The 23,728-nt window shown below is 69.8% G+C and carries 15 protein-coding genes and 5 pseudogenes; 13 read left to right on the forward strand and 7 right to left on the reverse strand.

From position 1 onward, the window contains the following. Positions 1-42: 42 nt before the first annotated feature. From HYQ63_RS31115 to HYQ63_RS31125, 3 genes and pseudogenes are all read left to right on the forward strand, one after another. Positions 43-2,907 carry a vitamin B12-dependent ribonucleotide reductase gene (locus HYQ63_RS31115; RefSeq protein WP_179937131.1) on the forward strand — a complete coding sequence of 955 codons (2,865 nt, stop codon included), beginning with the start codon at positions 43-45 and terminating at the stop codon, positions 2,905-2,907. Between the two features lie 357 nt (positions 2,908-3,264). Then, positions 3,265-4,449: pseudogene (locus HYQ63_RS31120) on the forward strand (histidinol-phosphate transaminase); the annotation flags it as partial. Positions 4,450-4,592: 143 nt separating this feature from the next. Next, the gene (locus HYQ63_RS31125; RefSeq protein ID WP_179937132.1) at positions 4,593-5,198 is read left to right on the forward strand and encodes a YdbC family protein; all 606 of its coding nucleotides are present in this window, start codon (positions 4,593-4,595) and stop codon (positions 5,196-5,198) included. A gap of 46 nt (positions 5,199-5,244) precedes the next feature. Here the strand turns inward: HYQ63_RS31125 and HYQ63_RS31130 are convergent, their stop codons facing one another. After that, positions 5,245-5,871 carry a TetR/AcrR family transcriptional regulator gene (locus tag HYQ63_RS31130; protein ID WP_179937133.1) on the reverse strand — a complete coding sequence of 209 codons (627 nt, stop codon included), beginning with the start codon at positions 5,869-5,871 and terminating at the stop codon, positions 5,245-5,247. Positions 5,872-5,963: 92 nt separating this feature from the next. Here HYQ63_RS31130 and abc-f point away from each other — a divergent pair, with 92 nt between their 5' ends. The 5 genes from abc-f (at position 5,964) to HYQ63_RS31155 (ending at position 10,819) form a co-directional block, all read left to right on the forward strand. Beyond that, complete coding sequence (gene abc-f, locus HYQ63_RS31135; protein WP_179937134.1) at positions 5,964-7,628, forward strand: ribosomal protection-like ABC-F family protein; 1,665 nt, start codon at positions 5,964-5,966, stop codon at positions 7,626-7,628. 10 nt (positions 7,629-7,638) lie between these two features. Further along, a complete protein-coding gene (locus HYQ63_RS31140) occupies positions 7,639-8,298 on the forward strand; it encodes a histidine phosphatase family protein (protein ID WP_063735930.1) in 660 nt (219 codons plus the stop codon). An 11-nt stretch (positions 8,299-8,309) separates the two neighbouring features. Continuing rightward, positions 8,310-9,200 carry an ADP-ribosylglycohydrolase family protein gene (locus tag HYQ63_RS31145; RefSeq protein ID WP_179937135.1) on the forward strand — a complete coding sequence of 297 codons (891 nt, stop codon included), beginning with the start codon at positions 8,310-8,312 and terminating at the stop codon, positions 9,198-9,200. A 192-nt stretch (positions 9,201-9,392) separates the two neighbouring features. Then, on the forward strand, positions 9,393-10,094 hold the full coding sequence (locus tag HYQ63_RS31150; protein ID WP_179937136.1) for a ribonuclease HII: 702 nt from the start codon (positions 9,393-9,395) through the stop codon (positions 10,092-10,094). 68 nt (positions 10,095-10,162) lie between these two features. After that, positions 10,163-10,819 (forward strand): hypothetical protein, encoded by a 657-nt coding sequence (locus HYQ63_RS31155; protein WP_179937137.1) that lies wholly within the window; start codon positions 10,163-10,165, stop codon positions 10,817-10,819. An 80-nt stretch (positions 10,820-10,899) separates the two neighbouring features. On the opposite strand, the gene HYQ63_RS31160 is transcribed toward HYQ63_RS31155, so the two are convergent. After that, positions 10,900-11,520, reverse strand: a complete 621-nt coding sequence (locus HYQ63_RS31160) for a hypothetical protein (protein WP_179937138.1) — start codon at positions 11,518-11,520, stop codon at positions 10,900-10,902. Between the two features lie 220 nt (positions 11,521-11,740). Then, positions 11,741-12,239: pseudogene (locus HYQ63_RS31165) on the reverse strand (recombinase RecQ); the annotation flags it as partial. Between the two features lie 338 nt (positions 12,240-12,577). Between HYQ63_RS31165 and HYQ63_RS31170 the strand changes: the two are divergent. Beyond that, on the forward strand, positions 12,578-14,737 hold the full coding sequence (locus tag HYQ63_RS31170; RefSeq protein WP_179937139.1) for a RecQ family ATP-dependent DNA helicase: 2,160 nt from the start codon (positions 12,578-12,580) through the stop codon (positions 14,735-14,737). A 164-nt stretch (positions 14,738-14,901) separates the two neighbouring features. Next, a pseudogene (locus HYQ63_RS46115) lies at positions 14,902-15,010 on the forward strand (site-specific integrase); the annotation flags it as partial. A gap of 29 nt (positions 15,011-15,039) precedes the next feature. Here HYQ63_RS46115 and HYQ63_RS31175 read toward each other — a convergent pair. Beyond that, positions 15,040-16,284 carry an MFS transporter gene (locus tag HYQ63_RS31175; RefSeq protein WP_179937140.1) on the reverse strand — a complete coding sequence of 415 codons (1,245 nt, stop codon included), beginning with the start codon at positions 16,282-16,284 and terminating at the stop codon, positions 15,040-15,042. 95 nt (positions 16,285-16,379) lie between these two features. Between HYQ63_RS31175 and HYQ63_RS31180 the strand changes: the two are divergent. Together HYQ63_RS31180 and HYQ63_RS45005 are read left to right on the forward strand one after the other, a co-directional pair. Beyond that, positions 16,380-17,385, forward strand: a pseudogene (locus HYQ63_RS31180) (DUF5937 family protein); the annotation flags it as partial. A gap of 238 nt (positions 17,386-17,623) precedes the next feature. Continuing rightward, positions 17,624-17,899 (forward strand): transposase, encoded by a 276-nt coding sequence (locus tag HYQ63_RS45005; protein ID WP_257232671.1) that lies wholly within the window; start codon positions 17,624-17,626, stop codon positions 17,897-17,899. Here HYQ63_RS45005 and HYQ63_RS46120 read toward each other — a convergent pair. Next, complete coding sequence (locus HYQ63_RS46120; RefSeq protein WP_373689163.1) at positions 17,869-18,342, reverse strand: response regulator transcription factor; 474 nt, start codon at positions 18,340-18,342, stop codon at positions 17,869-17,871. The two genes, HYQ63_RS45005 and HYQ63_RS46120, sit on opposite strands and share 31 nt — an antisense overlap. A gap of 930 nt (positions 18,343-19,272) precedes the next feature. On the opposite strand from HYQ63_RS46120, the pseudogene HYQ63_RS31195 reads away from it, so the two are divergent. Further along, positions 19,273-19,574, forward strand: a pseudogene (locus HYQ63_RS31195) (IS701 family transposase); the annotation flags it as partial. Between the two features lie 488 nt (positions 19,575-20,062). Here HYQ63_RS31195 and hisC read toward each other — a convergent pair. Together hisC and aroA are read right to left on the reverse strand one after the other, a co-directional pair. Further along, a complete protein-coding gene (hisC, locus tag HYQ63_RS31200; RefSeq protein ID WP_179937141.1) occupies positions 20,063-21,133 on the reverse strand; it encodes a histidinol-phosphate transaminase in 1,071 nt (356 codons plus the stop codon). 218 nt (positions 21,134-21,351) lie between these two features. Beyond that, the gene (aroA, locus tag HYQ63_RS31205) at positions 21,352-22,944 is read right to left on the reverse strand and encodes a 3-phosphoshikimate 1-carboxyvinyltransferase (protein ID WP_306664848.1); all 1,593 of its coding nucleotides are present in this window, start codon (positions 22,942-22,944) and stop codon (positions 21,352-21,354) included. Positions 22,945-23,728 lie beyond the last annotated feature (784 nt).

Genomic DNA, 23,728 nt, shown 5'->3' on the forward strand with positions numbered 1-23,728 from the left:
AATGGGCACATCAGGGCGTTTTCGCCCGTACAGGGAGGCGGAATGACAGAGACGACGAGCGGCCCCGCACGAGGCTCCCGCTCCAAGGGAAGCAAGAACAAGGGTCTGCGTATCGAGCGCGTCCACACCACCCCCGGCGTGCATCCGTACGACGAGGTGGTCTGGGAGCGTCGTGACGTCGTCATGACCAACTGGCGTGACGGGTCGGTCAATTTCGAGCAGCGCGGCGTGGAGTTCCCCGACTTCTGGTCGGTGAACGCGGTCAACATCGTCACGAGCAAGTACTTCCGCGGCGCGGTCGGCTCCCCGACCCGTGAGGCGAGCCTGAAGCAGCTCATCGACCGGGTGGTGGGCACCTACCGCAAGTCCGGCGAGGCCAATGGCTACTTCGCCTCCCCCGAGGACGCCGAGATCTTCGATCACGAGCTCACGTACGCGTTGCTGCACCAGGTCTTCAGCTTCAACTCGCCCGTGTGGTTCAACGTCGGCACCAAGCAGCCGCAGCAGGTCAGCGCCTGCTTCATCCTCTCCGTGGACGACTCCATGGAGTCGATCCTGGACTGGTACAAGGAAGAGGGGATGATCTTCAAGGGCGGCTCCGGCGCCGGCCTGAACCTCTCCCGCATCCGCTCCTCCAAGGAGCTGCTCTCCTCCGGCGGCAACGCCTCCGGGCCCGTCTCCTTCATGCGCGGCGCCGACGCCTCCGCCGGAACGATCAAGTCGGGCGGTGCGACGCGCCGGGCCGCCAAGATGGTCGTGCTCGACGTCGACCACCCTGACGTCGAGGCGTTCATCGAGACCAAGGTCAAGGAGGAGGAGAAGATCCGCGCCCTGCGCGACGCGGGCTTCGACATGGACCTGGGCGGCGACGACATCACGTCCGTCCAGTACCAGAACGCCAACAACTCGGTCCGTGTGAACGACACGTTCATGAAGGCCGTGGAGTCCGGCTCGCAGTTCGGCCTGCGCAGCCGCCTGAACGGTGAGCCCATCGAGGAGGTCGACGCCAAGTCCCTCTTCCGCAAGATGGCCGAGGCGGCCTGGGCCTGCGCCGACCCGGGCATTCAGTACGACGACACGATCAACCACTGGCACACCTCGCCGGAGACGGGCCGGATCACCGCCTCCAACCCGTGCAGCGAGTACATGCACCTGGACAACTCCTCGTGCAACCTGGCGTCGCTCAACCTCATGAAGTTCCTCGAGGACGACGACGCCGGCAACCAGCGCTTCGACGCCGAGCGCTTCGCCAAGGTCGTCGAGCTGGTCATCACGGCGATGGACATCTCCATCTGCTTCGCGGACTTCCCGACCCAGAAGATCGGCGAGACGACCCGCGCCTTCCGCCAGCTGGGCATCGGCTACGCCAACCTCGGCGCCCTGCTGATGGCCACCGGCCACGCCTACGACAGCGACGGCGGCCGGGCCCTGGCCGGAGCCATCACCTCCCTGATGACCGGCACCTCGTACAAGCGCTCCGCCGAGCTGGCGGCCGTCGTCGGCCCGTACGACGGCTACGCCCGCAACGCGGACGCCCACCAGCGCGTCATGAAGCAGCACTCGGACGCCAACGCCATCGCGAAGCGCGTGGACGACCTGGACACCCCGGTCTGGGCGGCGGCCACCGAGGCATGGCAGGACGTGCTGCGCCTCGGCGAGAAGAGCGGCTTCCGTAACGCTCAGGCATCGGTGCTCGCCCCCACCGGCACCATCGGCCTGATGATGGACTGCGACACCACGGGCGTCGAGCCGGATCTGGCCCTGGTGAAGTTCAAGAAGCTGGTCGGCGGCGGCTCGATGCAGATCGTGAACAACACGGTCCCCAAGGCGCTCAAGCGGCTCGGCTACCAGCCGGAGCAGGTCGAGGCGATCGTCGCCCACATCGCCGAGCACGGCAATGTGATCGACGCGCCGGGGCTGAAGCTCGAGCACTACGAGGTCTTCGACTGCGCGATGGGCGATCGCTCCATCTCGCCGATGGGCCATGTGCGGATGATGGCGGCTGCCCAGCCGTTCCTGTCCGGCGCGATCTCCAAGACGGTCAACATGCCGGAGTCGGCCTCCATCGAGGAGATCGAGGAGATCTACTTCGAGGGCTGGAAGCTGGGCCTCAAGGCGCTGGCGATCTACCGCGACAACTGCAAGGTCGGCCAGCCGCTCTCCGCCAAGAAGAAGGAGGAGAAGGCGGCGGAGCAGGCCGAGCCGGTGGTCGAGAAGGTCGTCGAGTACCGCCCGGTCCGCAAGCGCCTGCCCAAGGGGCGCCCCGGCATCACCACCTCCTTCACGGTCGGCGGCGCCGAGGGCTACATGACGGCGAACTCCTACCCCGACGACGGGCTCGGTGAGGTCTTCCTGAAGATGTCCAAGCAGGGCTCGACCCTCGCGGGCATGATGGACGCCTTCTCCATCGCCGTCTCGGTCGGCCTCCAGTACGGGGTGCCGCTGGAGACGTACGTCTCGAAGTTCACCAACATGCGCTTCGAGCCGGCCGGTATGACCGACGACCCGGACGTGCGGATGGCCCAGTCGATCGTCGACTACATCTTCCGCCGGCTGGCGCTGGACTTCCTGCCGTTCGAGACCCGGTCGGCGCTCGGCATCCACTCCGCCGAGGAGCGCCAGCGTCACCTGGAGACCGGTTCCTACGAGGCGTCCGAGGACGATGTCGACGTCGAGGGCCTGGCCCAGTCGGCGCCGCGGCGGCTGGAGGCCCCGAAGGCCACCACGACCGCGGCCCAGTCCGAGACGTCCGCCCCTAAGGAGGCCCACAGCTCGACCGAGCTGGTCGAGATCCAGCTGGGCCTGAACGCCGACGCACCGCTGTGCTTCTCCTGCGGCACCAAGATGCGCCGCGCGGGCAGCTGCTACCTGTGCGAGGGCTGCGGCTCGACGAGCGGTTGCAGCTGATCGTCCGCCCTGGCGGGTGACCTTCGACGCGGGGCGTGGCCTTCGGGCCGCGCCCCGCTCGCGTGGGTGGAGGCGGGTTCGCCGGTGCCGTGGTCTCCCGGGAGGCAGACAGAAGTCGGGGGGACTGTAGCGGTTCCGGTATCTCCTGTCACTCGACTTCTCACACGCACCATGAAATTCGGCAACGCCCCGACTGGCGGTGGCTCGTGCGCGACGCTCTGTGCAAGCGGAGCCGAACGTCGTGCCCAGCACGGCCCATGTGACCGAGGAGGTCTTGCTGTGACTGTCGCCGCCATCGGCAACACGGGTAATGCCGCACAGCTCTTCCGGGGCACCAACCACAGTCCGTCGTACTTCATGCTGAATCGCGCGGGAGTTTCAGGCGGCGGACAGGACATCGTGGATTTCTGTATCCCCTGTAATCCCTACTTCCCCACCCCCGGCATGTTCGACGAGCTGTCGGCCATGCTGCGGGACATTCTCACCTATTACCCCAGCTCCGCCGATACGATCACAGCCGAACTGGCGCACCTGCTCGATCTCCAGCCACAGACCATGGCGATGGGCAACGGCTCGACGGAACTCATCACCTGGATCGACCATTTGCTGGTCAAGGACAGCCTGGCCGTGCCGATCCCCACCTTCGGCCGGTGGACGGATCAGCCGGACGAAACCGGCAAGCGCGTGGACATGTTCCGGCTGCCGGAACGGCACGGCTTCGCCCTCGATCCCGATGCCTTCGTTTCGTTCATTCGGCAGCGAGGATCACGTACCGCCGTCATCTGCAATCCCAACAATCCCGACGGTGGTCTCCTCTCCCGTGACGCCGTCATATCGTTCATGGACTCCCTCGCGGACCTCGATCTGGTCGTCATCGACGAGTCCTTCCTGGAGTTCGTCGACCCTGAGTCCGGTCCGTGGCCGAGCGTCGTCGACGAGGCCGTGGTGCGTCCGAACGTCGTCGTCCTGCGCAGTCTGGGAAAGAACTTCGGTCTGCACGGCGTGCGCTTCGGCTACCTGGTGGCGAACCCCTCGCTCGCCCGGAAGGTCCGCTCCAGGCTGCCGAAGTGGAACCTCAATTCTTTCGCCGAGATCATCGTCTTCATGCTCAAGGACCACCAGCAGGATTACGAGATGAGCCTGCGGATGCTCGCCCGCGACCGGCAGGAAATGATTTCGCAGCTGGGATGTCTGCCGGGAATGACCGTCTTCCCCTCACAGGGAAACTTCGTGTTCGTCAAACTGCCGGAGGGGGCGGACGGCGTGCAGGTGCGGGACCGGCTGCTGTCCGAACACGGCGTGCTGGTGCGCGAGTGCGGCAACAAGCTCGGCAGCAGCAGCCAGTTCATGCGGCTGGTGGTGCGATCGGAACCCGATGTGCAACGGCTGTTGTCCGGGCTCAGCAACGTCCTGTACGGAAGCGCCTGGTACGCGCCTCTGCCCGGGGGGCAGCAATTGCAGGCGGCGTACGCGCCGAGTCCGGGCATGCGGATGTCGGCCCCCGGTGCCGGAATGCCAGGTGCGGGTGCGGGACTTCCGGGGCCGGGGCGCAGGCGGCGCTGACCGGAGGCCCATGGGGCGACCGGATACGGCCTCCGTCGTGGCACCGCCCGTCCACCCCCGATGCGCGGGGCGGACGGTTCGCTGTGTGATGCGGGCCACCGTCGGGGCCGTAGGATGGCGCGGTGCTGGTCAAGTGGATTCGCTGCACCGTGGTGGACCGCCCGGGGTTCGAGCGGGGGCAGCGGAAGTGGGCGGGGATGCCCGGCGAGCCGGGATTCCGGGGGCAGGGCGGTGGCTGGAGCCGGGGGCGGCCGAACGTGGCGCACATCTTCGCGTTCTGGGAGAGCCGGGCGTTCTACGACTCCTTCATGGCGCGGTCGCACAATCGGTTGGCGGCCGCGCAGTCGGGCACGTACCGGAATATGCAGGTCCGGCTCTTCGAGCATCGCTTCGATGTGAAGGTCGGCTTCCAGCCCCGGTTCAACGACGCGGACGTGCTGCGGGTCGCGCACTGCCGGGTGCACGCGGACCGGGTGGACCACTTCACGCTGGTGCAGGAGAAGGTGTGGAATCCGGCGATGGCCGGGTCGCCCGGCATGCTGCGCGGGGTCTTCGGCGAGGCGCCGGGAAACGAGTTCCTCGTGCTGTCGATGTGGGACTCGGCCGCCGAATACGGGAAGTACCGGGTGGAGCGGGTGGAGCGGCTGGGGCTGCGCGCGCAGACGGAGGCGGACGTGGCCGCGATAGCCGGCGATGTGGTGGGCGTCGAGTCCGCCTGGACGGTCTGAGGGCGCGACCGCGCCCGGTTGCGGCTTTGGGCCGCGCGTCCGATAGTCACCCGGCCGGGAGGTACGCCCCGGCCCGGACGGCGGCGGCGACGGCGGCCGCCGACTGGTCGGCGAGCGGTGTGCCGATGGGTTCGCGGGTGATCAGTACCCGGAAGAACAGCGGGGCGGACACGGCCCGGACGACCGCCGCGGCATCGGTGCCGACGGGCGCCTCGCCGCGCTCGACCGCCCGCGTCACCACGGATTCACACCGGGCGAACCGCTCGGCGTAGAAGTCATGGAGCGCCTCCGCCGCGCGCCGGGACTGGAACGCGGCGGCGACGAAGGCGGTTGGTGCGGCCGCGGCCGGTGCGTCGCCGAACGTCTCGGTCACCTCGCGGGCCAGGGTCCGTAGATCGCCGTCGAGGCTGCCGGTGTCGGGGGGCGTCCAGGAATCCTCCCCGGCGAGCTGGAGCGCGTCGGCCACCAGCCCCTCGACGCTGCCCCAGCGCCGGTAGACCGTCGTCTTGTGGACGCCCGAGTGCTCGGCGACGTACTCGACCGTCAGACCCGGGTAGCCGTGCTCGGCGAGGCCGGTGAGCACGGCGTCACGCACCGCGGCACGGGTGCGCGCGGTGCGCCCGCCGGGACGGACGGTGCCGGGCGTGTGGGACGCACTCTCCGACAATTGCAACTCCGGTTGTGTTAGTGAGTTTCCTGTGTCACCCTGAGGGTAATGCAACTATGGTTGTGTTTACAGGCTCTGTCGTATGACGTACCGCTCAGATGCGCGGAGGTGTGCCCTTGCCCACTCAGATCTCACTGCACGGTGTGACGCTGTCCCGAGGTGACCGGACCCTGCTCGACGACGTGTCGTTCGCGGTGCGCCCCGGTGAGCGCGTGGGCATCGTCGGGGAGAACGGCGCAGGAAAGTCCACGCTCCTGCGTGCCCTGGCCGGTACCGAACCGCCGGACGACGGCGCGGTGGTCACCATGGCCGACGGCGGACTGGGGCACCTCGGCCAGACGCCCGAGTTGCCCCCTGACCGCACGGTCCGCGACGCCATCGACGCTGCCCTGGCCGAGGTCCGTGCCATGGAGCGCAGACTGCGCGAGCTGGAGGCCGACCTCACCGGCTCCGCTCCGGACGCGCTCACCGAGTACGGCGAGGTGCTCACGGCCTTCGAGGCGCGCGGGGGCTATGCCGCGGACAGCCGGGTCGACAAGGCTCTGCACGGTCTGGGGCTGGGGTCTGTCGGGAGGGAGCGACGGCTCGGCAGCCTCTCCGGGGGCGAGCAGGCCCGGCTCGGGCTGGCCTGTCTGATCGCCGCGGCTCCCGAGGTGATGCTTCTCGACGAGCCCACGAACCATCTCGACGGCGCGGCGCTCACCTGGCTCGAGGAGGCGCTGCGGGCCCATCCGGGCACGCTCGTGGCGGTCTCCCACGACCGCATGTTCCTGGAGCGGGTGGCGACCGCGATCGTCGAGGTGGACGCCGACCGGCACACCTTGGTGCGGTACGGCGGGGGCTATCGCGGATTCCTCGCCGAACAGGCCGCCGCCCGCCGCCGCTGGGAGCAGGCCTACGAGGAGTGGTGCGCGGAGACGGCCGCGCTGGCCGAGTCCGCCACGACGGTGGCACGGCGGGTCGCGCCGGGCCGGGGCATGAAAGACGGCAACAAGATGGCCTACGACCGCGACAAGGGGCGGGTGCAGTCCTCGGTCTCCAGCCGTGTGCGCAACGCCCGGGAGCGGCTGCGCAGGCTCCAGGAGGACCCGGTGCCGCGCCCGCCGGAACCGCTGCGGTTCGCCGGGAGCCCCGCGGCGGGCGGCGAGCAAGGGACGCTCGTCGGCCTGGACGGGGTCCGGGTGGGTGACCGGCTGGCGGTGGACGCGCTCACGGTGGCCGCGGGCGAGAGGCTGCTCGTCCACGGTGCGAACGGGGCGGGCAAGTCCACACTGCTGCGGGTGATGGCCGGTGTGGAGCAGCCGGACGAGGGCCACGTGGTGCGTCGAGGCCGCATCGGCTACCTCGCGCAGGAGATCCCGGTCGCCCGCCCGAGGGAGCGGTTGTTATCGGCCTTCGGGCTCGGGCTGCCGGGGACGGCGGAGGAGCACGCCGCCTTGCTGCTGTCATACGGCCTGTTCCACGAGCGTGATCTCCATGTGCCGGTGGGGGCGCTCTCCGCGGGCCAGCGCCGCCGCCTGGCCCTCGCCCGGCTGCTGGCCCGCCCCGCCGATCTCCTGCTGCTCGACGAGCCCGCCAACCATCTCGCCCTCGGCCTCGTGGAGCAGCTGGAGCAGGCGCTGGACCGGTGGGAAGGCGCGCTGGTGGTGGTCTCGCACGACCGGCTGCTGCGCCGCCGGTTCACCGGCCGTCTCTGCGAGATACGCGACGGCCGTCTGGTGACGGAGGAGGGGAGCGAGGCGCTTCCCGCACGCCCGATCTAGGGTGGGCGGCATGGCACGACCCCGGCGCATCATCCTCATACGGCACGGAGAATCGGAGGGGAATGCCGATGACTCGGTGTACGAACGCGTGCCCGACCATGCCCTGAGGCTGACCGAGACCGGGCGGCAGCAGGCGCAGGAGGCGGGTGTCGGGCTGCGTGCCACCTTCGCCGACGAGCGCGTTTCGGTCTATGTGTCGCCGTACCGTCGCACCCACCAGACCCTGGAGCTGCTCGGCCTGGATCCGTCCCGCACCCGGGTCAGGGAGGAGCCGCGGCTGCGCGAGCAGGACTGGGGAAACTGGCAGGACCGCGAGGACGTGCGGAAGCAGAAGGCGTACCGCGACGCCTACGGGCACTTCTTCTACCGCTTCGCGCAGGGCGAGTCCGGGGCCGACGTCTACGACCGGGTGGACGCGTTCCTGGAGAGCCTGTGGCGCAGCTTCGAGGACCCGGCGCACCCGCCGAACGTCCTGCTGGTCACCCATGGGCTGACCATGAGGCTGTTCTGCATGCGCTGGCTGCACTGGAGCGTGGCCGAATTCGAGTCCCTGTCCAATCCGGACAACGCCGAGACGCGGATGCTGCTGCTGGGTTCCGACGGCCGCTACCACCTCGACCGCCCCTTCGAGCGCTGGTGTACGCCCGAGCCCTACGGACTCACCGGTTAGAGTGCCCAGCGATGACCGCTGACCGTTACCACCGGGCTCTGGGGAGCCTGCGCGGGCTGTCCGTGGGCGACGCCCTCGGCTCCCAGTTCTTCGTTCCCGCCAACTATCCCTTCCTCAAGCGCCGCAAACTGCCGCCGGCCCCCTGGCAGTGGACCGACGACACCGAGATGGGCTGCTCCGTGCTGGCCGTCCTCGCCGAGCACGGCCGGATCGACCAGGACGACCTGGCCCGGTCGTTCGCCGTGCGCCATGACTTCGACCGGGGGTACGGCCCCGCCGTGAACCGGATGCTCCGGCTGGTCAGGGAGGGCGGCGACTGGCGCGATCTGGCCTCCGGACTGTTCCAGGGGCAGGGATCATGGGGTAACGGCGCCGCCATGCGGATCGCTCCGCTGGGCGCCTGGTACGCCGGGGACGTGGAGCAGGCGACGCATCAGGCGGAGATCTCCGCGTACACCACGCACCAGCACCGGGAAGCCGTGGCGGGGGCGATGGCGGTGGCCGCCGCGGCAGCCGTGGTGGCCGACCCGGCGGGCCACGGCGGGCCGGAAGCCCTGCTGGACCGGGTGGTCGAGGCGGTCCCGCGCAGCGCCGTCCAGGCAGGGCTGCGGCGCGCCCGCGACATGCTGGACTACGCGGACGCCGGTACCGTCGCCGCGGTGCTGGGGTGCGGCCGCCGCACCAGCGCCCATGACACCGTGCCCTTCGCCCTGTGGGCCGCGGCCCGGCACCTGGACTCCTTCGAGGACGCGTTCTGGACGACCGCCCAGGCCGGCGGGGACGTGGACACCACCTGCGCGATCGCAGGGGGAGTGGTCGCGTCCGGTTCTGGCGGCGCACCGCCTCGCGCATGGCAGGAGCTCACCGAGCCGCTCCCGGCCTGGATCCCGGCGGCGGACTGACGGACGGCACCGAGTGCCGTCCCAGATCGCGGCCGGGTACCCCGCACCGCCGAATCGCCCCCGCGCCGCCTCCGGTTGGGTACGGAGGGGCGCCGAAGCCGTCCGCGGCCGGACCCGTTCCGGCCACCCGGGGGCGCAGCGCCTGATCCGGGTACACGCCGCCCCGGTGAGCGGCGTAATGTTGTCCTCGCCATGGCCTACCAACCGCCCACCCACAGTGTCGAGCGCTCGCTCCGCGCCACGACAGGAGCCAAGATCGTCGTCGGTGTCGACGAGGTCGGGCGAGGGGCCTGGGCGGGCCCGGTGACGGTCTGCGCGGCGGTCACCGGTCTGCGGCGCCCGCCGACCGGACTCACGGACTCCAAGCTGCTGAGCCCCAAGAGGCGCACGGAGCTGGCGCACGAGTTGGAGACGTGGGTCACCGCGCACGCCCTGGGTCACTCCTCGCCCGAGGAGATCGACGACCTGGGGATGACGGCCGCCCTCCGGCTCGCCGCCACCCGGGCTCTCGAAGGGCTGCCCGTCCGTCCGGACGCGGTGATCCTCGATGGCAAGCACGACTACCTCGGCGCTCCCTGGAGGGTCCGCACGGTCATCAAGGGCGATCAGTCCTGCGTGGCCGTCGCTGCCGCCTCCGTGATCGCCAAGGTGCGGCGGGACGCGTTGATGGCCGAACTGGGAGACGCACACGCGGACTTCCGGTTCGGGGACAACGCCGGATACCCGTCCCCCGTGCACCGCGCCGCCCTGCGGGAACAGGGGCCCACGCCCCACCACCGGCTGTCCTGGGCCTACCTGGACGGGCTGCCCCGCTGGCGGCATCTCAAGCGCGTGCGCACCACACCTGGACCGTCCGAGCTGGAGGTCGACGGCCAACTCGGCTTCGACTTCTGAGCAGACCGAACGGTCCAAACCACCACCCGCCGGTGCGACTCGCACCGACGTTTGATAGACATCAGCCCATGCCTCTCATCCCCGAGGAGCCTCAGATTCACGAGAGTGTCCCGGGTCCTCGCGCGACACCGGCCGCAGGCCGCACCGCGCCGACCCCTCGTCCTGTCCCTGGTCCCGGCCCCCGGCCCGCCCCGCGGCGGCCCGGCAGCCCCGGTCCGAACCGTGGTTCCGCCGGGACCTCGTCGGCTCCGTCGCAGCGCACCACGAGCGATGCGGCGAAGCCTGCGCCGACCGCACCGACGGCCTCGGCTGCCAAGACTGCCCCCGCCTCGACGGCCGCGCCCCAGATCCAGCTGATCCCCGCCTCGGTGGACGGCGCCCTGGACGCGGCGGACGAGGCGGTCGACCTGCTGCTGGACTCCGGCCGGGCGCCAGGCGACATCCTGGTGCTCACCACCGGGGACCAGCATCCGTGGGCGGCACACGAGTTGTCCTTCGGCGAGGCGTCCTACTGGGCGCAGCACGACGCCGGTGACGACGTCTTCTACGCCGCTGCGGACGCCGACCGCCCCAAGGGCCGCCCGGTCGTGGTCGTCGCCGTCAACGGCGGAGCGGACGATGCCGTGGCCGGCGCCCTGCCCCAGGCGATGAGCCGTGCCTCGGCGCTGCTGATCGTCTGCGGTGACCCGCAGCGCATCAACAGCCTCATGACCGCGGGCGTCTGATTCCGCAGTTCCCGTACGCCCGGTGCCCGGCAGCCCATGACGCACGTCACGGAGCTGTCCGGCGTCCGGACGGTCGGCGGTCACACGGCCGCTGAGCGGTGCAGCACCTCGTGTGTCCCGTTCAAGGGACGCGGCAGGGGCGCCGCGTCGCCATCGGGTGCGGGGGCGATCCCCAGGGTGGTCCGGAGCGAAGCGGAGTGCGGCCGACGGCCGCCCCGCCCCTCTCCCAGGACCTGCCAGCCCTCCCGGGTCAGCGTGATGTACGCACCACAGCGCAGCCCGTGCAGGGTGCAGGCGTCCCGGAGACCCCACATCCAGGCGCCGTCCTCTTCGGTCCACCGGCTCTCACCCTCGCGGCAGTAGAGCAGCACGGCGGTGCGGATCGGTGAGCGGCGCCGCAGATCGTGCGCGATCACCCGGCGCAGCTGCGCCAGGAGCGCGTTGCGGAAGGCCCATCCGTCGGGTGCGGCGGAGCCGTGCTGCCTGAACGAGGCGCTTGCCGTCAGGCGCTCCTCCGGATCGAGGACCGCGACGACGGCCGTCGAGGGAATCGGCAGATGGCGGCTGTGCAGCCCGAGGACGACCTCGCGCGGATTGCGCAGCAGCGGAATGCCGGCGGCGGCCCATTCGGCGGGTTCGAGCATCCGGCCCAGCCGGACAGCGGGGTCGGCGGACGGTGGCGGAGCGAAGCCGAAGGTCACGGTCCTCCCTTCGTCTGCGCGCCCATGGTCCGTGCGAGGGTCGGGCGCGGGCGCACACCACGACACGGCCCCGTCAGGACCACGAGAGGGCCGGCGCGGGGAGCTTCTGACAATTCTTGCGGGAAGCGCTCGCGCGCGGCAATGAGCAGTTGGCACACCTGGCCGGTTTGCGGCTATGTGCCTCCTATATTCCTCACCCCTCCCCGGACCACCGCCGTGCTCAGCCCTGCACGGCGAGGACCAGCGGAAACACCGCGGCCGAACCGGCCCGGCGGAGCGATCGGGTTGCGACCGCCAAGGTCCGTCCGGTGTCCGTCAGGTCGTCGACCAGCAGCACCGGACCGTCGGCCTCGGCGAAGCCGCCGCCAGTGCGGGCGGCACGGTCAGCGCCCCGTGCAGCGCCCGCAGCCGCTGCGCGCTGTTGGTCCGCGGCACGCGGGTGCCCACCCCGGTGTCGTGGTAGGAGAAGGTTCCCAGCAGCGGCATCCGGCCGATGGCGGCGATCCGCTCCGCGAGGCTCTGGATGAGCTGAGGCGGGGTGTGCGAGGTGATCGAGACAACCCCGACCGGACGGGCCGGTGCGTCCTGGTCGCCCACCGGGATACGTCCCTTGAGGTCGACGCCGACTGCGGCAGCCCGGTCGGCCACTTGCGGCGCGGCTCCACCTCCACACCGGGCCGCCCCAACTCGCCACGCGCCGCGTCGAGCGAAGCGTCGGACCGCCCCGTCCACGTCGAACTGCTCCTCGGGCGGGAAGGCGAGTGAGGCGAAACAGCGCCAGTCGGAGATGCGGTGTGCCTCGTCCACGACCAGCAGTCCGGTGGCGGCGGCGAGCCGCGGCAGCACCTGATCGCGGAAATCGGGGTTGTTCAGCCGCTCCGGGTACAGAACCGGGAAGGCATTCAAATTCCAGGCGGAATTGGGGCCCTGACCTGTATAAACGGGTCGATCGACCCTCGCCGTCCTTGATCCGTGCGCGGCAGGCGAGCCCTGATCGAGCCCTTTGCCACGCTGGATGAATTGGCCGATTGTCAGTGCCATCGGGTTGCATGGAGGCATGGACAACCTGGAGCTCCGCACTGAAGCCGACGCCATCCTCGCTGAGCTCGTCGGTGCCCCGGAGGGTTCGGCGCGGCTGCGGGAGGATCAGTGGCAGGCGGTGGCGGCGCTGGTGGAGGAGCGTCGGCGGGCACTGGTGGTGCAGCGGACCGGCTGGGGCAAGTCGGCGGTGTATTTCGTCGCCACCGCTTTGCTGCGGCGGCGTGGCTCGGGTCCTACGGTGATCATCTCGCCGCTGCTGGCGCTGATGCGTAACCAGGTCGACTCAGCGGCGCGTGCCGGTATCCAGGCGCGCACGATCAACTCGGCCAACCCGGAGGAATGGGACACCATCTACGGAGAGGTCGAGCGTGGCGAGACCGATGTTCTCCTCGTAAGTCCGGAACGTCTCAATTCCGTGGATTTCCGCGATCAGGTGCTGCCCAAGCTTGCGGCCACGACTGGTCTGCTGGTGGTTGACGAGGCGCACTGTATTTCCGACTGGGGGCACGACTTCCGGCCCGACTACCGTCGGTTGCGCACGATGCTGGCGGAGTTGCCGACGGGTGTGCCGGTCCTGGCCACGACGGCGACCGCGAACGCGCGGGTGACCACGGACGTGGCCGAGCAGTTGGGCACGGGGGGTGGGGATGCTCTGGTGCTGCGGGGGCCGCTGGACCGGGAGAGCCTGCGCTTGGGGGTGCTGGAGCTGCCGGATGCGGCGCATCGGCTGGCGTGGCTGGGGGAGCGGCTGGGGGATCTGCCGGGTTCGGGGATCATTTACACGCTGACGGTGGCGGCGGCGGAGGAGGTCGCGGCGTTCCTGCGGCAGCGCGGGTATCCGGTGGCTTCGTACACGGGGAAGACGGAGAACGCTGATCGGTTGCAGGCGGAGGAGGACCTGCTGGCGAACCGGGTGAAGGCGCTGGTGGCGACCTCGGCGCTGGGGATGGGCTTTGACAAGCCGGACCTGGGGTTCGTGGTGCACCTGGGGTCGCCCTCGTCCCCGATCGCCTATTACCAGCAAGTGGGCCGTGCGGGGCGTGGTGTGGACCATGCGGATGTGCTGCTGCTGCCGGGGCGGGAGGACGAGGCGATCTGGGCGTACTTCGCGTCGGTGGGCTTCCCGCCCGAGGAGCAGGTGCGGCGCACGCTGGGGGTTCTGGAGCAGGCGGGGCGTCCGTTGTCGCTGCCGGCGCTGGAGCCGTTGGTGGATCTTCGGCGTTCGCGGCTGGAGACGATGCTGAAGGTCCTGGACGTGGACGGGGCGGTCAAGCGAGTGAAGGGGGGCTGGACTGCCACCGGCGAGCCGTGGGTGTACGACGCGGAGCGGTATGCGTGGGTGGCCCGGCAGCGGGAGGCGGAGCAGCAGGCCATGCGGGACTACGTGGCGACCACGGGGTGCCGGATGGAGTTCCTGCAACGGCAGCTCGACGACGAGAAGGCGGCTCCGTGCGGTCGCTGCGACACCTGCGCCGGGCCCTGGCTCGATCCCGCCGTCTCGCCCGGAGCCCTCGCGGCAGCGACAGGCGAGCTGGACCGCCCGGGAGTCGAGGTCGAGCCACGCCGCATGTGGCCTACGGGTATGTCCGCGGTCGGGGTCGACCTCAAGGGCCGTATCCCAGCGGCCCAGCAGGCGGCCCCCGGGCGCGCGCTCGGCAGGCTCTCGGACATCGGCTGGGGCAACCGCCTACGTCCGCTGCTGTCGGAGCAGGCCACGGATGGGCCGGTCCCAGACGACGTACTGGCTGCCGTCGTGACGACGGTTGCCGACTGGGCCCGCTCCCCGGGCGGCTGGGCCAGCGGCTCCCCTGACGCGGCGGCACGACCCGTGGGGGTCGTCGCCATGCCGTCCCGCACTCGCCCGCAGCTGGTCGCCTCACTGGCCGGGGGCCTGGCCCGGGTCGGCAGGCTCCCGCTGCTGGGCAGCCTGACCTACACCCCGCAGGCTGACGAGCATGCGGCGCACCGCAGCAACTCCGCCCAGCGGCTGCGCGCCCTGGCCGCCTCGTTCACCGTGCCCGACGAACTCACCGCCGCCCTGGCCGGCACCCCCGGCCCGGTCCTGCTCGTCGACGACTACACCGACTCCGGCTGGACCCTGGCCGTAGGCGCACGCCTCCTGCGCCAGAACGGAGCCGACCAGGTACTCCCACTCGTCCTTGCTCTGGCCGGGTAAGCGTGCCTCGCTGACCGCAGCACTCCTCAAGCGCGTGCCGCAGGTTCGCTCGGCAACCCGAAACACAATCCGGAACTACGGGATTGGGGTGGGCAAGACCGCCGAACGACTCGGCGAGGTCCGGCCGCTGGCATCGGTCGCGGACGACGAGATCGGCGAGGCTCTACGTGCTGGAGCCCGTGTACTGGGGTGCCGGTACCGCTCGGCTGCTGCCCCGTCTGCTGAAAGGCCCGCACCCGCGGGCCGGTGTTCGTCACCCACCGCCGTCCGGGGCAAGCCGTCCCCCGAGGCGATCGCCGAGCTCACGAGCCTGCTCGCGCCCGGCGGAAGCAACCGCTGAGCCGCGGCGTTCCTTGATCCTTCTCGGTGGCAACAGCGAAGGCGGACAGAAGCGTCGCAGCGGCGAGGCTGCCCCAGAGGGCAGCCGAGCTGTGGGAGGCGAGAGTGGTGATGATCGCCGGGGAGATGGCGAGGCCGAAGCCCCAGGTGAGCTGGAAGCGGGCGAGGGCGCGTCCCAGGACATGGGCCGGGGCGAGGGCGGTGACGAGCGCGGTTGCGCTGCCGGTATAGATGATCTCGCCGATGGTGCAGACCACGGACACCGCGGCGACGGCCGGGGCACTCCAGCCGTGTCCCAGCGAGGTGGCCGCGAGGAAGCCGAGGTAGGACGCGGCGAGCACCACGCCGGCAAGAGCCATCGCGGTCCGCCGGGAGAAGCGGGACATCAGGACAGTGACCGGAACCTGCAGGGTGACCACCAGCACGGTGTTCGCCACGAAGATGGCTGCCGACCACACCGGGGATGCATGTAACTGTGTCACCAGGACCAGAGGCAGAGCGATTTCGGGGACGTTGAGGCAGAAGACGTAGACCACGTTGGCGGCCAGCAGCACGCGCATCCGGGGTGTTGGCCCGTCGGCCTTGTCCTTGGCCGAAATAGCGGCCGGATGCGTGTGCACGTGAACCGACCATGCCAAGACGGCCGCAGCGAAATAGGCGAGCCCGGTGACGGCTGCCAGCGCCTGCAACGCGGTGGTGCCGCCCGCCAGGCATGCGGTGGCGATGAGCGCGCCGACGCCCAGGCCGGCGTTGCGCAGAGCGCGGCCTGCCGCGAGGGCGGCGTCACGTTCCCGGCCCTGGGCGACCGTGGCGACGAGAGCCGCGTGGGCGGCCGGCCAGGCCTGGTTGCCGATGCCGAGGAAGAGCGCAGCCGTCGCGAACAGCCAGACGTGCCCCGCCGGGGCGATCAGCAGCAGCGCCACGCCCACCACCCGCACCAGCATCGACGCCGCCACGACCGTGCTGCGTGCGCCCCGGTCCAGCCATCGACCCACCGCGGGCGTGCACACCAGACCCACGACGATGCCGGCCGTCATGGCGACGCCGGTGGCCGCCGCGGACAGCTTCAGCACCGTTATCCCGTAGAGCAGCAGAAAGGGCCGCAGCAAGCCGGTGCCGAGCGCGTCCACGGCCAGGGCGACGGCATAGCGGGGGCCTCCGGAGGCACGGACGAGGACGCGCGGCCGGATCTTGGTGGTGGTTTCCATGGCGTCAATGGTGCGTTCCGCCGCCGGGCCGACCATGTCAGTTGACGGACATCGTCAATCGACGTGGCGGTCATCCGGCCAGCGATGATGAGGGGATGACGTTGAGGATCGACATCGGCGGCCTGCCTTCCGTGCGACTGCGGTTCGCTGCCTCCCCGCTGGCCGAGCTGACCGCGATGCTGCACGTGCTGGCCGAACCCGCGCATCACCCGCAGCTCGCTGGCTGGGCCGGGGACGTCTGGGCTGGGCTGTGGCCGGAGCTGGCCGAGCGGCTCACGGAGGCGGAGTTCCTCTGGCGTTCCTCACGAGCCGACTTCCTGGTCCCCGCTCGCCCCCGGCCGACCCTCACCGAGGAACTGGACGATGTAGACCGGATCGACGATGAAGCCTATGTGACCGCCGCGCTCATCACCACGTGCGGCAGCAACCGGGTCCACTTCGCCGCGCCGTCGCCGCTCGCCGACGCGACGGCGCGTGAGCGGGCCCTGGACCTGGCCCAGGCCCGCGGCGCGCTCCAAGAGGCCTTCGCGGAACGGCTGCTCGCGGACCCGGCCGTCGTGCGGGCACGGGTGCGGCACACCCGCGAACAGTGCGCCGAGGCCTTCTTCGACGCCGCTTGGACGGGCGTCGCCGTGCACTCGCCACCGACCTGCGCCTGAAGAACGACCTGCTGAAGCGCCAGGGCATCGGGGCGGCACTCGCATCGGTCTCCAGCGCCGTCACCTTGGCACCGGACGGCAACTGCATCATCGTGGACAAGTTGCAGGACACTGCGACCGCCGCCCACGGTACCGGGGTCACCTTCCTCCTCAGCGTCTTCGGCCGCCCGCACCTGGTGGTGGTCCACGCGCCCGGGTGGCAGCCGGTGGTGCAGTACCCGGTGGCCGGGGCGAGTCCATCGGAGCCGGTATCGCTGGAAACGGTCACGTTACGGCTGGAGGCACTTGCGCATCCGGTACGGCTGCGGCTGCTGCGCACCCTGGCCCGCGGCCCGCACACCACCGGTGAGCCGGCCACGCCTGGGAACTTTCACCGCCGGAGGTTTCCCGCCACCTCGCTGTCCCGCGCCGCGCGGGCCTGCTCACGGCCCGGCGGCAGGGCGACCACCGGCTGACCCCGCCGGACAACCTCCAGCTACTCGCCTCCCGTATCCCCGGTGCCCGCACCCGCCTCTTCCTGGGTGCCCGGCACGCTTACTTCGAGGAGTGCCAGGACGAGGCGGGGAAGCTGGCGCGGAGGTTCCTCGTCGAGGGGGGATGACGGTGAGCGGCAGTAGGAACGCTGAGATTGTCCCTCCCCTCATAGCGTGGAGCCCGTGATTGCAGGCGAGTTGGGGTTCATGGGGTCCAAGCAACGGACATGTACACCTGAGTTTCGTGAGGGTGCCGTACGCATCGTGATCGAGGCCGGGAGGCCGATCCCGGAGGTCGCTGAGGAGCTCGGTGTCCACTCGGGCACGCTGCACAGCTGGGTCTCGGCGCTGGCGGAGCGCGCCGAGCGGAAGTGGGAATCCCCCTCCACACGGCAGTGCTCTGGCTCCATGTGGGAGGGATGCCCTCGGAGAAAGGTCCCGCTGCGGGCCGCTCAGGAGGCGAGGTCGACGTCTTGGGCGTAGAGGGCGGCCTGAGTGCGGTGGGCGGCGCCGATCTTGAGGTATATGCTGCTGAGATGGTTCTTGACGGTCTTCTCGGATATGTCAAGCCTTCGGGCGATGAGCCGGTTACTTAACCCCCGGGCCAGCAGGCAGAGTACGCCCCGCTCGCGTGCGGTGAGGGCGGGGCCGGCGGGCGGCGCATCTTTCTCGGGGACGGGAGCGGACGCCGGAGCGGACGGAGCCGCTTCCTCGAGGTCGGTCAGGCCGACGTGTCGAGCGTAGAGGGCGGCCTGAATGCGGTCGGTGGCGCCGATCTTCGAGTAGATGCTGCTGAGATGGTTCTTCGCGGTCTTCTCGGATATGTCGAGTCTTCGGGCGATGAGCCGGTTACTTAACCCCCGGGCCAGCAGGCGGAGTACATCTAACTCCCGGGAGGTGAGTTTTGCGACCGGTGCTTCTTCCACGTCTTGCCTCTTCCTTGCTTCTCCGAAAGGGCATGAGAAAAAACGTCCAAGGACTTCATTCACGCGGCACCCCCTGGCGCTGAGCGGTGAGCGCCGGCAGGTCACCTGACAGGCGGCGGTCACGGCAGGCGGCCCAGCGTCTCGCTCAGCCAGGCCGTTCAGGCCGGGGAGCGCAGGACGTCGGTGTGGCCGCCGGGGAAGGTGTGAAGGGGGAAGGGGCCGGACGTGACGCGGCGCCAGGGGACCAGGCCAAGGGCGCTGGTGAGGGGGTCGGCGTCACCGCGCAGCGCGAGGGCGGAGGCGGCCCCTAACCGGGCAAGGAGGCGGAGGTCCTGGAAGGTGGTCCACGACGATCTCCCGCCATTCGTCGCAGGGGGGCATCGGCCAGGGCGGCGTGGGAGGCGGTGGCCTTCTCGGGCAGTTTCAGGAGCCCTGGGCGGCGGCTCCGGACCTCAGCAGGGCGGCGACCTCGCTTCCGGCCTCCTCCAGTCAAGCTATGCCCTGTTATTGACCTATCCGTAACTCCGCCGGGTAGATCGAATTTCACCGCTGGACTGATGGCCCTCATTTTGGAAGTCTCGCCATGAATGTCGAAGCCCAGCGGAACGATGGAAAGCGCATATGGGCATGACGTCAAAGCAATCTCCCCTGTGTAAGCATGCCAAATCGTTCGCAGACGAAATGGCAACGCTGCAAAGAACCGGTGGCGCGACTGCAAAACGGCACGCATCTGGCCGGCGACGGCGTCCCCCCCCTGACGCTCGCTCGAGGCGCAGACTGAAACTGCTCAAGCGTGGTTCAAGCTACATGCTTGTGCGAGCAATTGACTAGTGTTTCTCGGTCAAATATTGGACTAACGATGAGACAGTAGCCGTAAGTCACAGCATAATGCCGTATCACGGGACGGTTCGCCCGGGGGGTCGAACCACGGTGCTGGTCGTGGACGAGACCGGCGATGTGAAGAAGGGCGTCCACACTGTCGGGGGCCAGCGCCAGTACACCGGCACGGCCGGGCTCGACCAGGACATCGCCTTCGCGACCAGACCAGAGCTGGCCCGCAGGATGATCGAACGGTTCCGGGACGCCGGACACCGTGTCGGCTGGGTCGCCGGCGACGAGGTCTACGGCGGCAACCCCGGCAGAAGCTGTCGGCAGGCGCGGGAGCCAAGGGCAACCGCTTCTACGACTGGGCCGTCATCGACCTGGCCGAGCCCGGCCCCGGCCACCGGCAATCAAGCCCGATCCCGCACCAGCCACTACCAACGACAAGCCGCTGCTCAGACATCAGGGTGACCGCATCGTATTGCCGGGGTCCGTTCAAAGCTGCCGGCGCCCGTGTCATGGAGTCGGGGCCAGCAGGACGGCGGATGCCTCGGCCCGCTTCACGACGGCCGGGGAGCCCGGGATCGTCAATCCCCTCGCGTCGTGGAGACCTTTCAAGCGGCCAACTCCACAGCGGGGCCGGCCTGGTGGTCTCGTCTTGGGCCTGACGAGGCAGAACCTGCCGTCCTGGACCGCTCCGAAGGCAGTGGCATGGCATCCGCCCACGGGGTGTCTGGCGGCGGCTACGTCCTGGCCGAGGCGTCCGGCGACCAGCCGCGGGTGATCCTCGTCGCCACCGGCAGCGAAGTGCTGCCGGATCCAGCCTCGACCGTATGGACTCGGTCTGACCCGCCTCGTACCGCTCCACTTCTGGGACGCGGGGTCTGCGGCGGGGGCCTCACACCCGTCGCCAGTCGCCCGCGATCTTCAGCAGATGGTCGTTCTCCTCGGGAGTACCGATGGTGATCCGCACCCCCTCGTCGCCGAAGGGGCGCACCATGACACCCGCCGCCTCGCACGCGTCGGCGAACGCCGGTGTATGCGAGCCGAGGCGCAGCCAGACGAAGTTGGCCTGGCTGTCAGGAACGTTCCAGCCCGCGGCCCGCAGAGCACGGGTGACCCGGGCGCGCTCGGCCACCAGGGTCTGTACCCGCTCCAGCAGTTCGGGTCCCGCGTTCAGCGAGGCCCGCGCGGCGGCCTGGGCGAGTCCGCTGACGCCGAACGGCACGGCGCAGGCCCGCAGCGCGGCCGCGACCGGCGGATGCGCGACCGCGTAGCCGACGCGCAGTCGCGCCAGCCCGTACGCCTTGGAGAAGGTGCGCAGAACGGCGATGTTGGGACGGTCGCGGTAGAGCTCGATGCCGTCGGGTACGTCGGTGTCGTCGACGAACTCGCGGTACGCCTCGTCGAGCACCACCAGCACGTGGCCCGGCACCCGGTCGAGGAAGCGCTCGAGCTCACCGCGGTGCACGGCCGTGCCGGTCGGGTTGTTGGGATTGCACACGATGATCATGCGAGTGCGGTGTGTCACCGCATCGGCCATGGCCTCCAGATCATGCCGCTCGTCACGCAGCGGAATCTGCACACCAGTTGCCCCGGTGGCCCAGATGAGCAGCGGGTACGCCTCGAACGAGCGCCAGGCGAACAGCACCTCGTCCCCTTCGCCGGCCGCGGCGCACAACAGGTCCTTGGTGACCCCGAGGGATCCGGTGCCGGGCACGAGGTGCTCCGGGGGCACCGCGAGGGCTGCGGACAGCTCCGTGACCAGTTCACTGCTCTTGGAATCGGGATAGCGGTTGACGCGCCCCAGCTCCTCGCGCATCGAGGCGACGACCGACGGCAGCGGGGGGTAGGGGTTCTCGTTCGATGACAACTTGTCCACCAGGTCGCTGGGCGCGGCCCGGCCGGGGACGTAGCGAGGCAACCCGGAGACATCGGCGCGCAGCCGGGGGGCAGGTGCAGAAGGCATCGAGGGAACTTCCTGAACGGGGGAAGCGGACGGTCGTGCGGGGGTGTCCTGCATCCGGGGTTTCGGGGGGCATGCGCCGCGACGGGGCGCGCGGGCGTGAGATCCAGCCCGCGCGCCGACACCTCTGCCATGGTCAGCAGCGCGTCTCGCTCACCTGTTGGGTCCGGCGGCGCGCGCCACTGCGGCACAGCGGACCGCCGAGGTTGCCGCGGGCAGGGTCAGCCGACGGCCCCAGCGGGCGCGTTCTCCTCCTCAACGGCCGTGGTCCGTACCCCTGCCTTGGTGAACTCCTCCATGAAGGTGGGGAAGGACAGCCGGACGTCTTCGAAGCCCGAGAACCGGTTGGCGGACTGCATCCGCAGGCCTGCCACGAACAGCGACATGAAGATGCGGTGGTCGCCCCAACTGGACAGCGTCACTCCGCCGGGGTACGTCCGCGCGCCGCGGACCTCGAAGCCGTCGCAGATCCCATCGTCGTACAGAACCTCGATGTCCACGCCCGCGCGGGTCAGTTCGGCGGCCATGGCCTCGATGCGTGACGCCTTGTGGAAGCGGGTCAGGCGTCCGCCGGTCACCCGCAGGCTGCCCTGCACGTACGCCCCGAGGGCGGCGAGCGTGGGCACGATGTTGGGGCAGTCCCGCACATCCACCTCGAAGGCGCCGCACAGACTGCCCGGCGGGTTGTCGACGGTCAGCGACGAGGTGGCCCGGTCGAAGGTGACGCTCACCCCGAGCTGCTCCAGGATCGGGACGATCGCGAACTCGCCCTGCATGCTGTCGCCATACACGTTGGTCAGGACAGTCCGGCCCGGGAAGAGCGCGGCGGCGGCCAGCAGGTACGAGGCCGAGGTGTAGTCCTCGTGAATGGTGACGTCCTGGGCCTGGTAGGAGGAGGGCTCCACCTGGTAGTGACGCATGTCCTCCGACGCGGAGACCTTGATACCCGCGTCAGTCAGGCTCGCCAGCGTCTGCCGGATGTATGACTGGGAATAGACCTCGCCCGTCACCTCGATCTCCACCGGGCCGTCGGCCAGCGGCGCGGCGAACAGGATGGCGGTGATGAACTGCGAGCTGATGTCGCCCGGCAGCCGGCATGTGCCGCCCTTCAGGCCGCGTCCCCAGTTGACGACCGGGGCCTTGTTCTCGCTGACGATCGACTCGATGTCCGCGCCGAGTTCGCGCAGCGCCTGTAGCAGGGGCTCCATCACGCGGTTGCACAGGGTCGCGTCGCCCGTCACCACGACCGGCGACGGCAGTACGGACGCCAGCGCCGTCACGACGCGGAACACCAGACCCGAGCCGCGGGACTGGATGACGCGCCGGATCTGCGGGAGCGCCCCTCCGATGCCCTGGATCTCCAGGAATCCGTCGTGCTCGGTTATCTTGGCACCGAAGGCACGGCAGGCGTTCTTCATGGTCTCCGTCTCGTCGCAACGGAGGTCGTTGTAAACGCGTGACGTGCCCTCGGCCAGTGTGCCGGTCAGAATTGCCCGTTGCGTCTCCGGTTTCGAAGACGGGACGCGGAAAGTTCCGGAAAAGGAATCGACCGGATCAACCTTCAGCAGCATCCTCGTATCTCCCGTTTCCCATCGTTCGCCGTCTGATACCTTGCAAGCGATGTCGCTTTGACGTCCGGGGCCGGCGATATCCGCGGAGCGAGAACATGTCATCCCACCGCTTGGCGCTTCGATGTCGGGGCGGCAGTTCGAGAAAAGCCTCCTGGCGCACACGACAGCCCTCCTCCGGCGGTGGGGGCGCGATAAGAATTCTGTGTCCCGTGCGGCGCGCGGGCAATAGGTCCATCTGCCCATGGCGTTTCCGGCGCAAAGTGGTCCGGACCCTCTTTACCACCGAGTGTGTTGCCACGTCGGCGGACATGAGATGACCTTGGTCGGGGTGGGGGAGAGGCCGGTGGTAGTGGGTGAGTCACCGTCGTACAAGGACACTGGTACCCGGCGGAAATACCCTGTGGCGGGTCGCGAGCCAGGATTTCCGGCTCACCCGATCCCACCGGAGCCACCAGTAGAACTGGTCCAGAAGGCCGGCCGTTCGGGTCATCGCGCCGTGCGGAGACCTCGCTACCGCATGGGGAGATTGCCTCTCCAGCTCGACGAGCGTTCCCGCGGCAGTCGGCAGTCGGCAGTCGGCAGTCCGCCGGACGTACGGGACAGGCCGTTCGATGCGAATGTGGCGGCGCCTTTGGTCGCGAACTGCTTGCCAGCGGTGTGTTCGGGGCCCAGCACGCTCACCGCGAAGTACCCGCAGGAGGCGAACGCCGCGAAGGAGTCGGCCGAGTTCGCTGGACAGACCAAGATCAGCGGTGGCGCAGTGACACCGAGGTCGTCACCACCACGACCCCGGCCGCGAGCCGAACCATCGCCGCCCGGAAGCCCTCGGAGCTCACCCGCCGTACCGTCTCCGTCCCCTCCGGCACGGCAGCACCACCACCTGTCCCGCGAAATTGGCGCGCACGACAGCCGTCCTCCGGCGGTGGGGGCGCGATAAGAATTCTGTGTCCCGTGCGGCGCGCGGGCAATAGGTCCATCTGCCCATGGCGTTTCCGGCACAAGGCGGTCCGGACCCTCTTTACCGCCG

The sequence above is a fragment of the Streptomyces sp. Rer75 genome, from assembly GCF_013414305.1.
GTDB classification, from domain to species: domain Bacteria; phylum Actinomycetota; class Actinomycetes; order Streptomycetales; family Streptomycetaceae; genus Streptomyces; species Streptomyces himastatinicus.

Coding starts and splice junctions, on each gene's coding strand:
- HYQ63_RS31115 (WP_179937131.1), top strand. CDS start 43: ATGACAGAGACGACGAGCGGCCCCGCACGAGGCTCCCGCTCCAAGGGA.
- abc-f (WP_179937134.1), top strand. CDS start 5,964: ATGCGCGGAGGTGTGCCCTTGCCCACTCAGATCTCACTGCACGGTGTG.
- HYQ63_RS31140 (WP_063735930.1), top strand. CDS start 7,639: ATGGCACGACCCCGGCGCATCATCCTCATACGGCACGGAGAATCGGAG.
- HYQ63_RS31145 (WP_179937135.1), top strand. CDS start 8,310: ATGACCGCTGACCGTTACCACCGGGCTCTGGGGAGCCTGCGCGGGCTG.
- HYQ63_RS31150 (WP_179937136.1), top strand. CDS start 9,393: ATGGCCTACCAACCGCCCACCCACAGTGTCGAGCGCTCGCTCCGCGCC.
- HYQ63_RS31155 (WP_179937137.1), top strand. CDS start 10,163: ATGCCTCTCATCCCCGAGGAGCCTCAGATTCACGAGAGTGTCCCGGGT.
- HYQ63_RS31170 (WP_179937139.1), top strand. CDS start 12,578: ATGGACAACCTGGAGCTCCGCACTGAAGCCGACGCCATCCTCGCTGAG.
- HYQ63_RS31175 (WP_179937140.1), bottom strand. CDS start 16,284: ATGGAAACCACCACCAAGATCCGGCCGCGCGTCCTCGTCCGTGCCTCC.
- HYQ63_RS45005 (WP_257232671.1), top strand. CDS start 17,624: ATGGGGTCCAAGCAACGGACATGTACACCTGAGTTTCGTGAGGGTGCC.
- hisC (WP_179937141.1), bottom strand. CDS start 21,133: ATGCCTTCTGCACCTGCCCCCCGGCTGCGCGCCGATGTCTCCGGGTTG.
- aroA (WP_306664848.1), bottom strand. CDS start 22,944: ATGGGCAGATGGACCTATTGCCCGCGCGCCGCACGGGACACAGAATTC.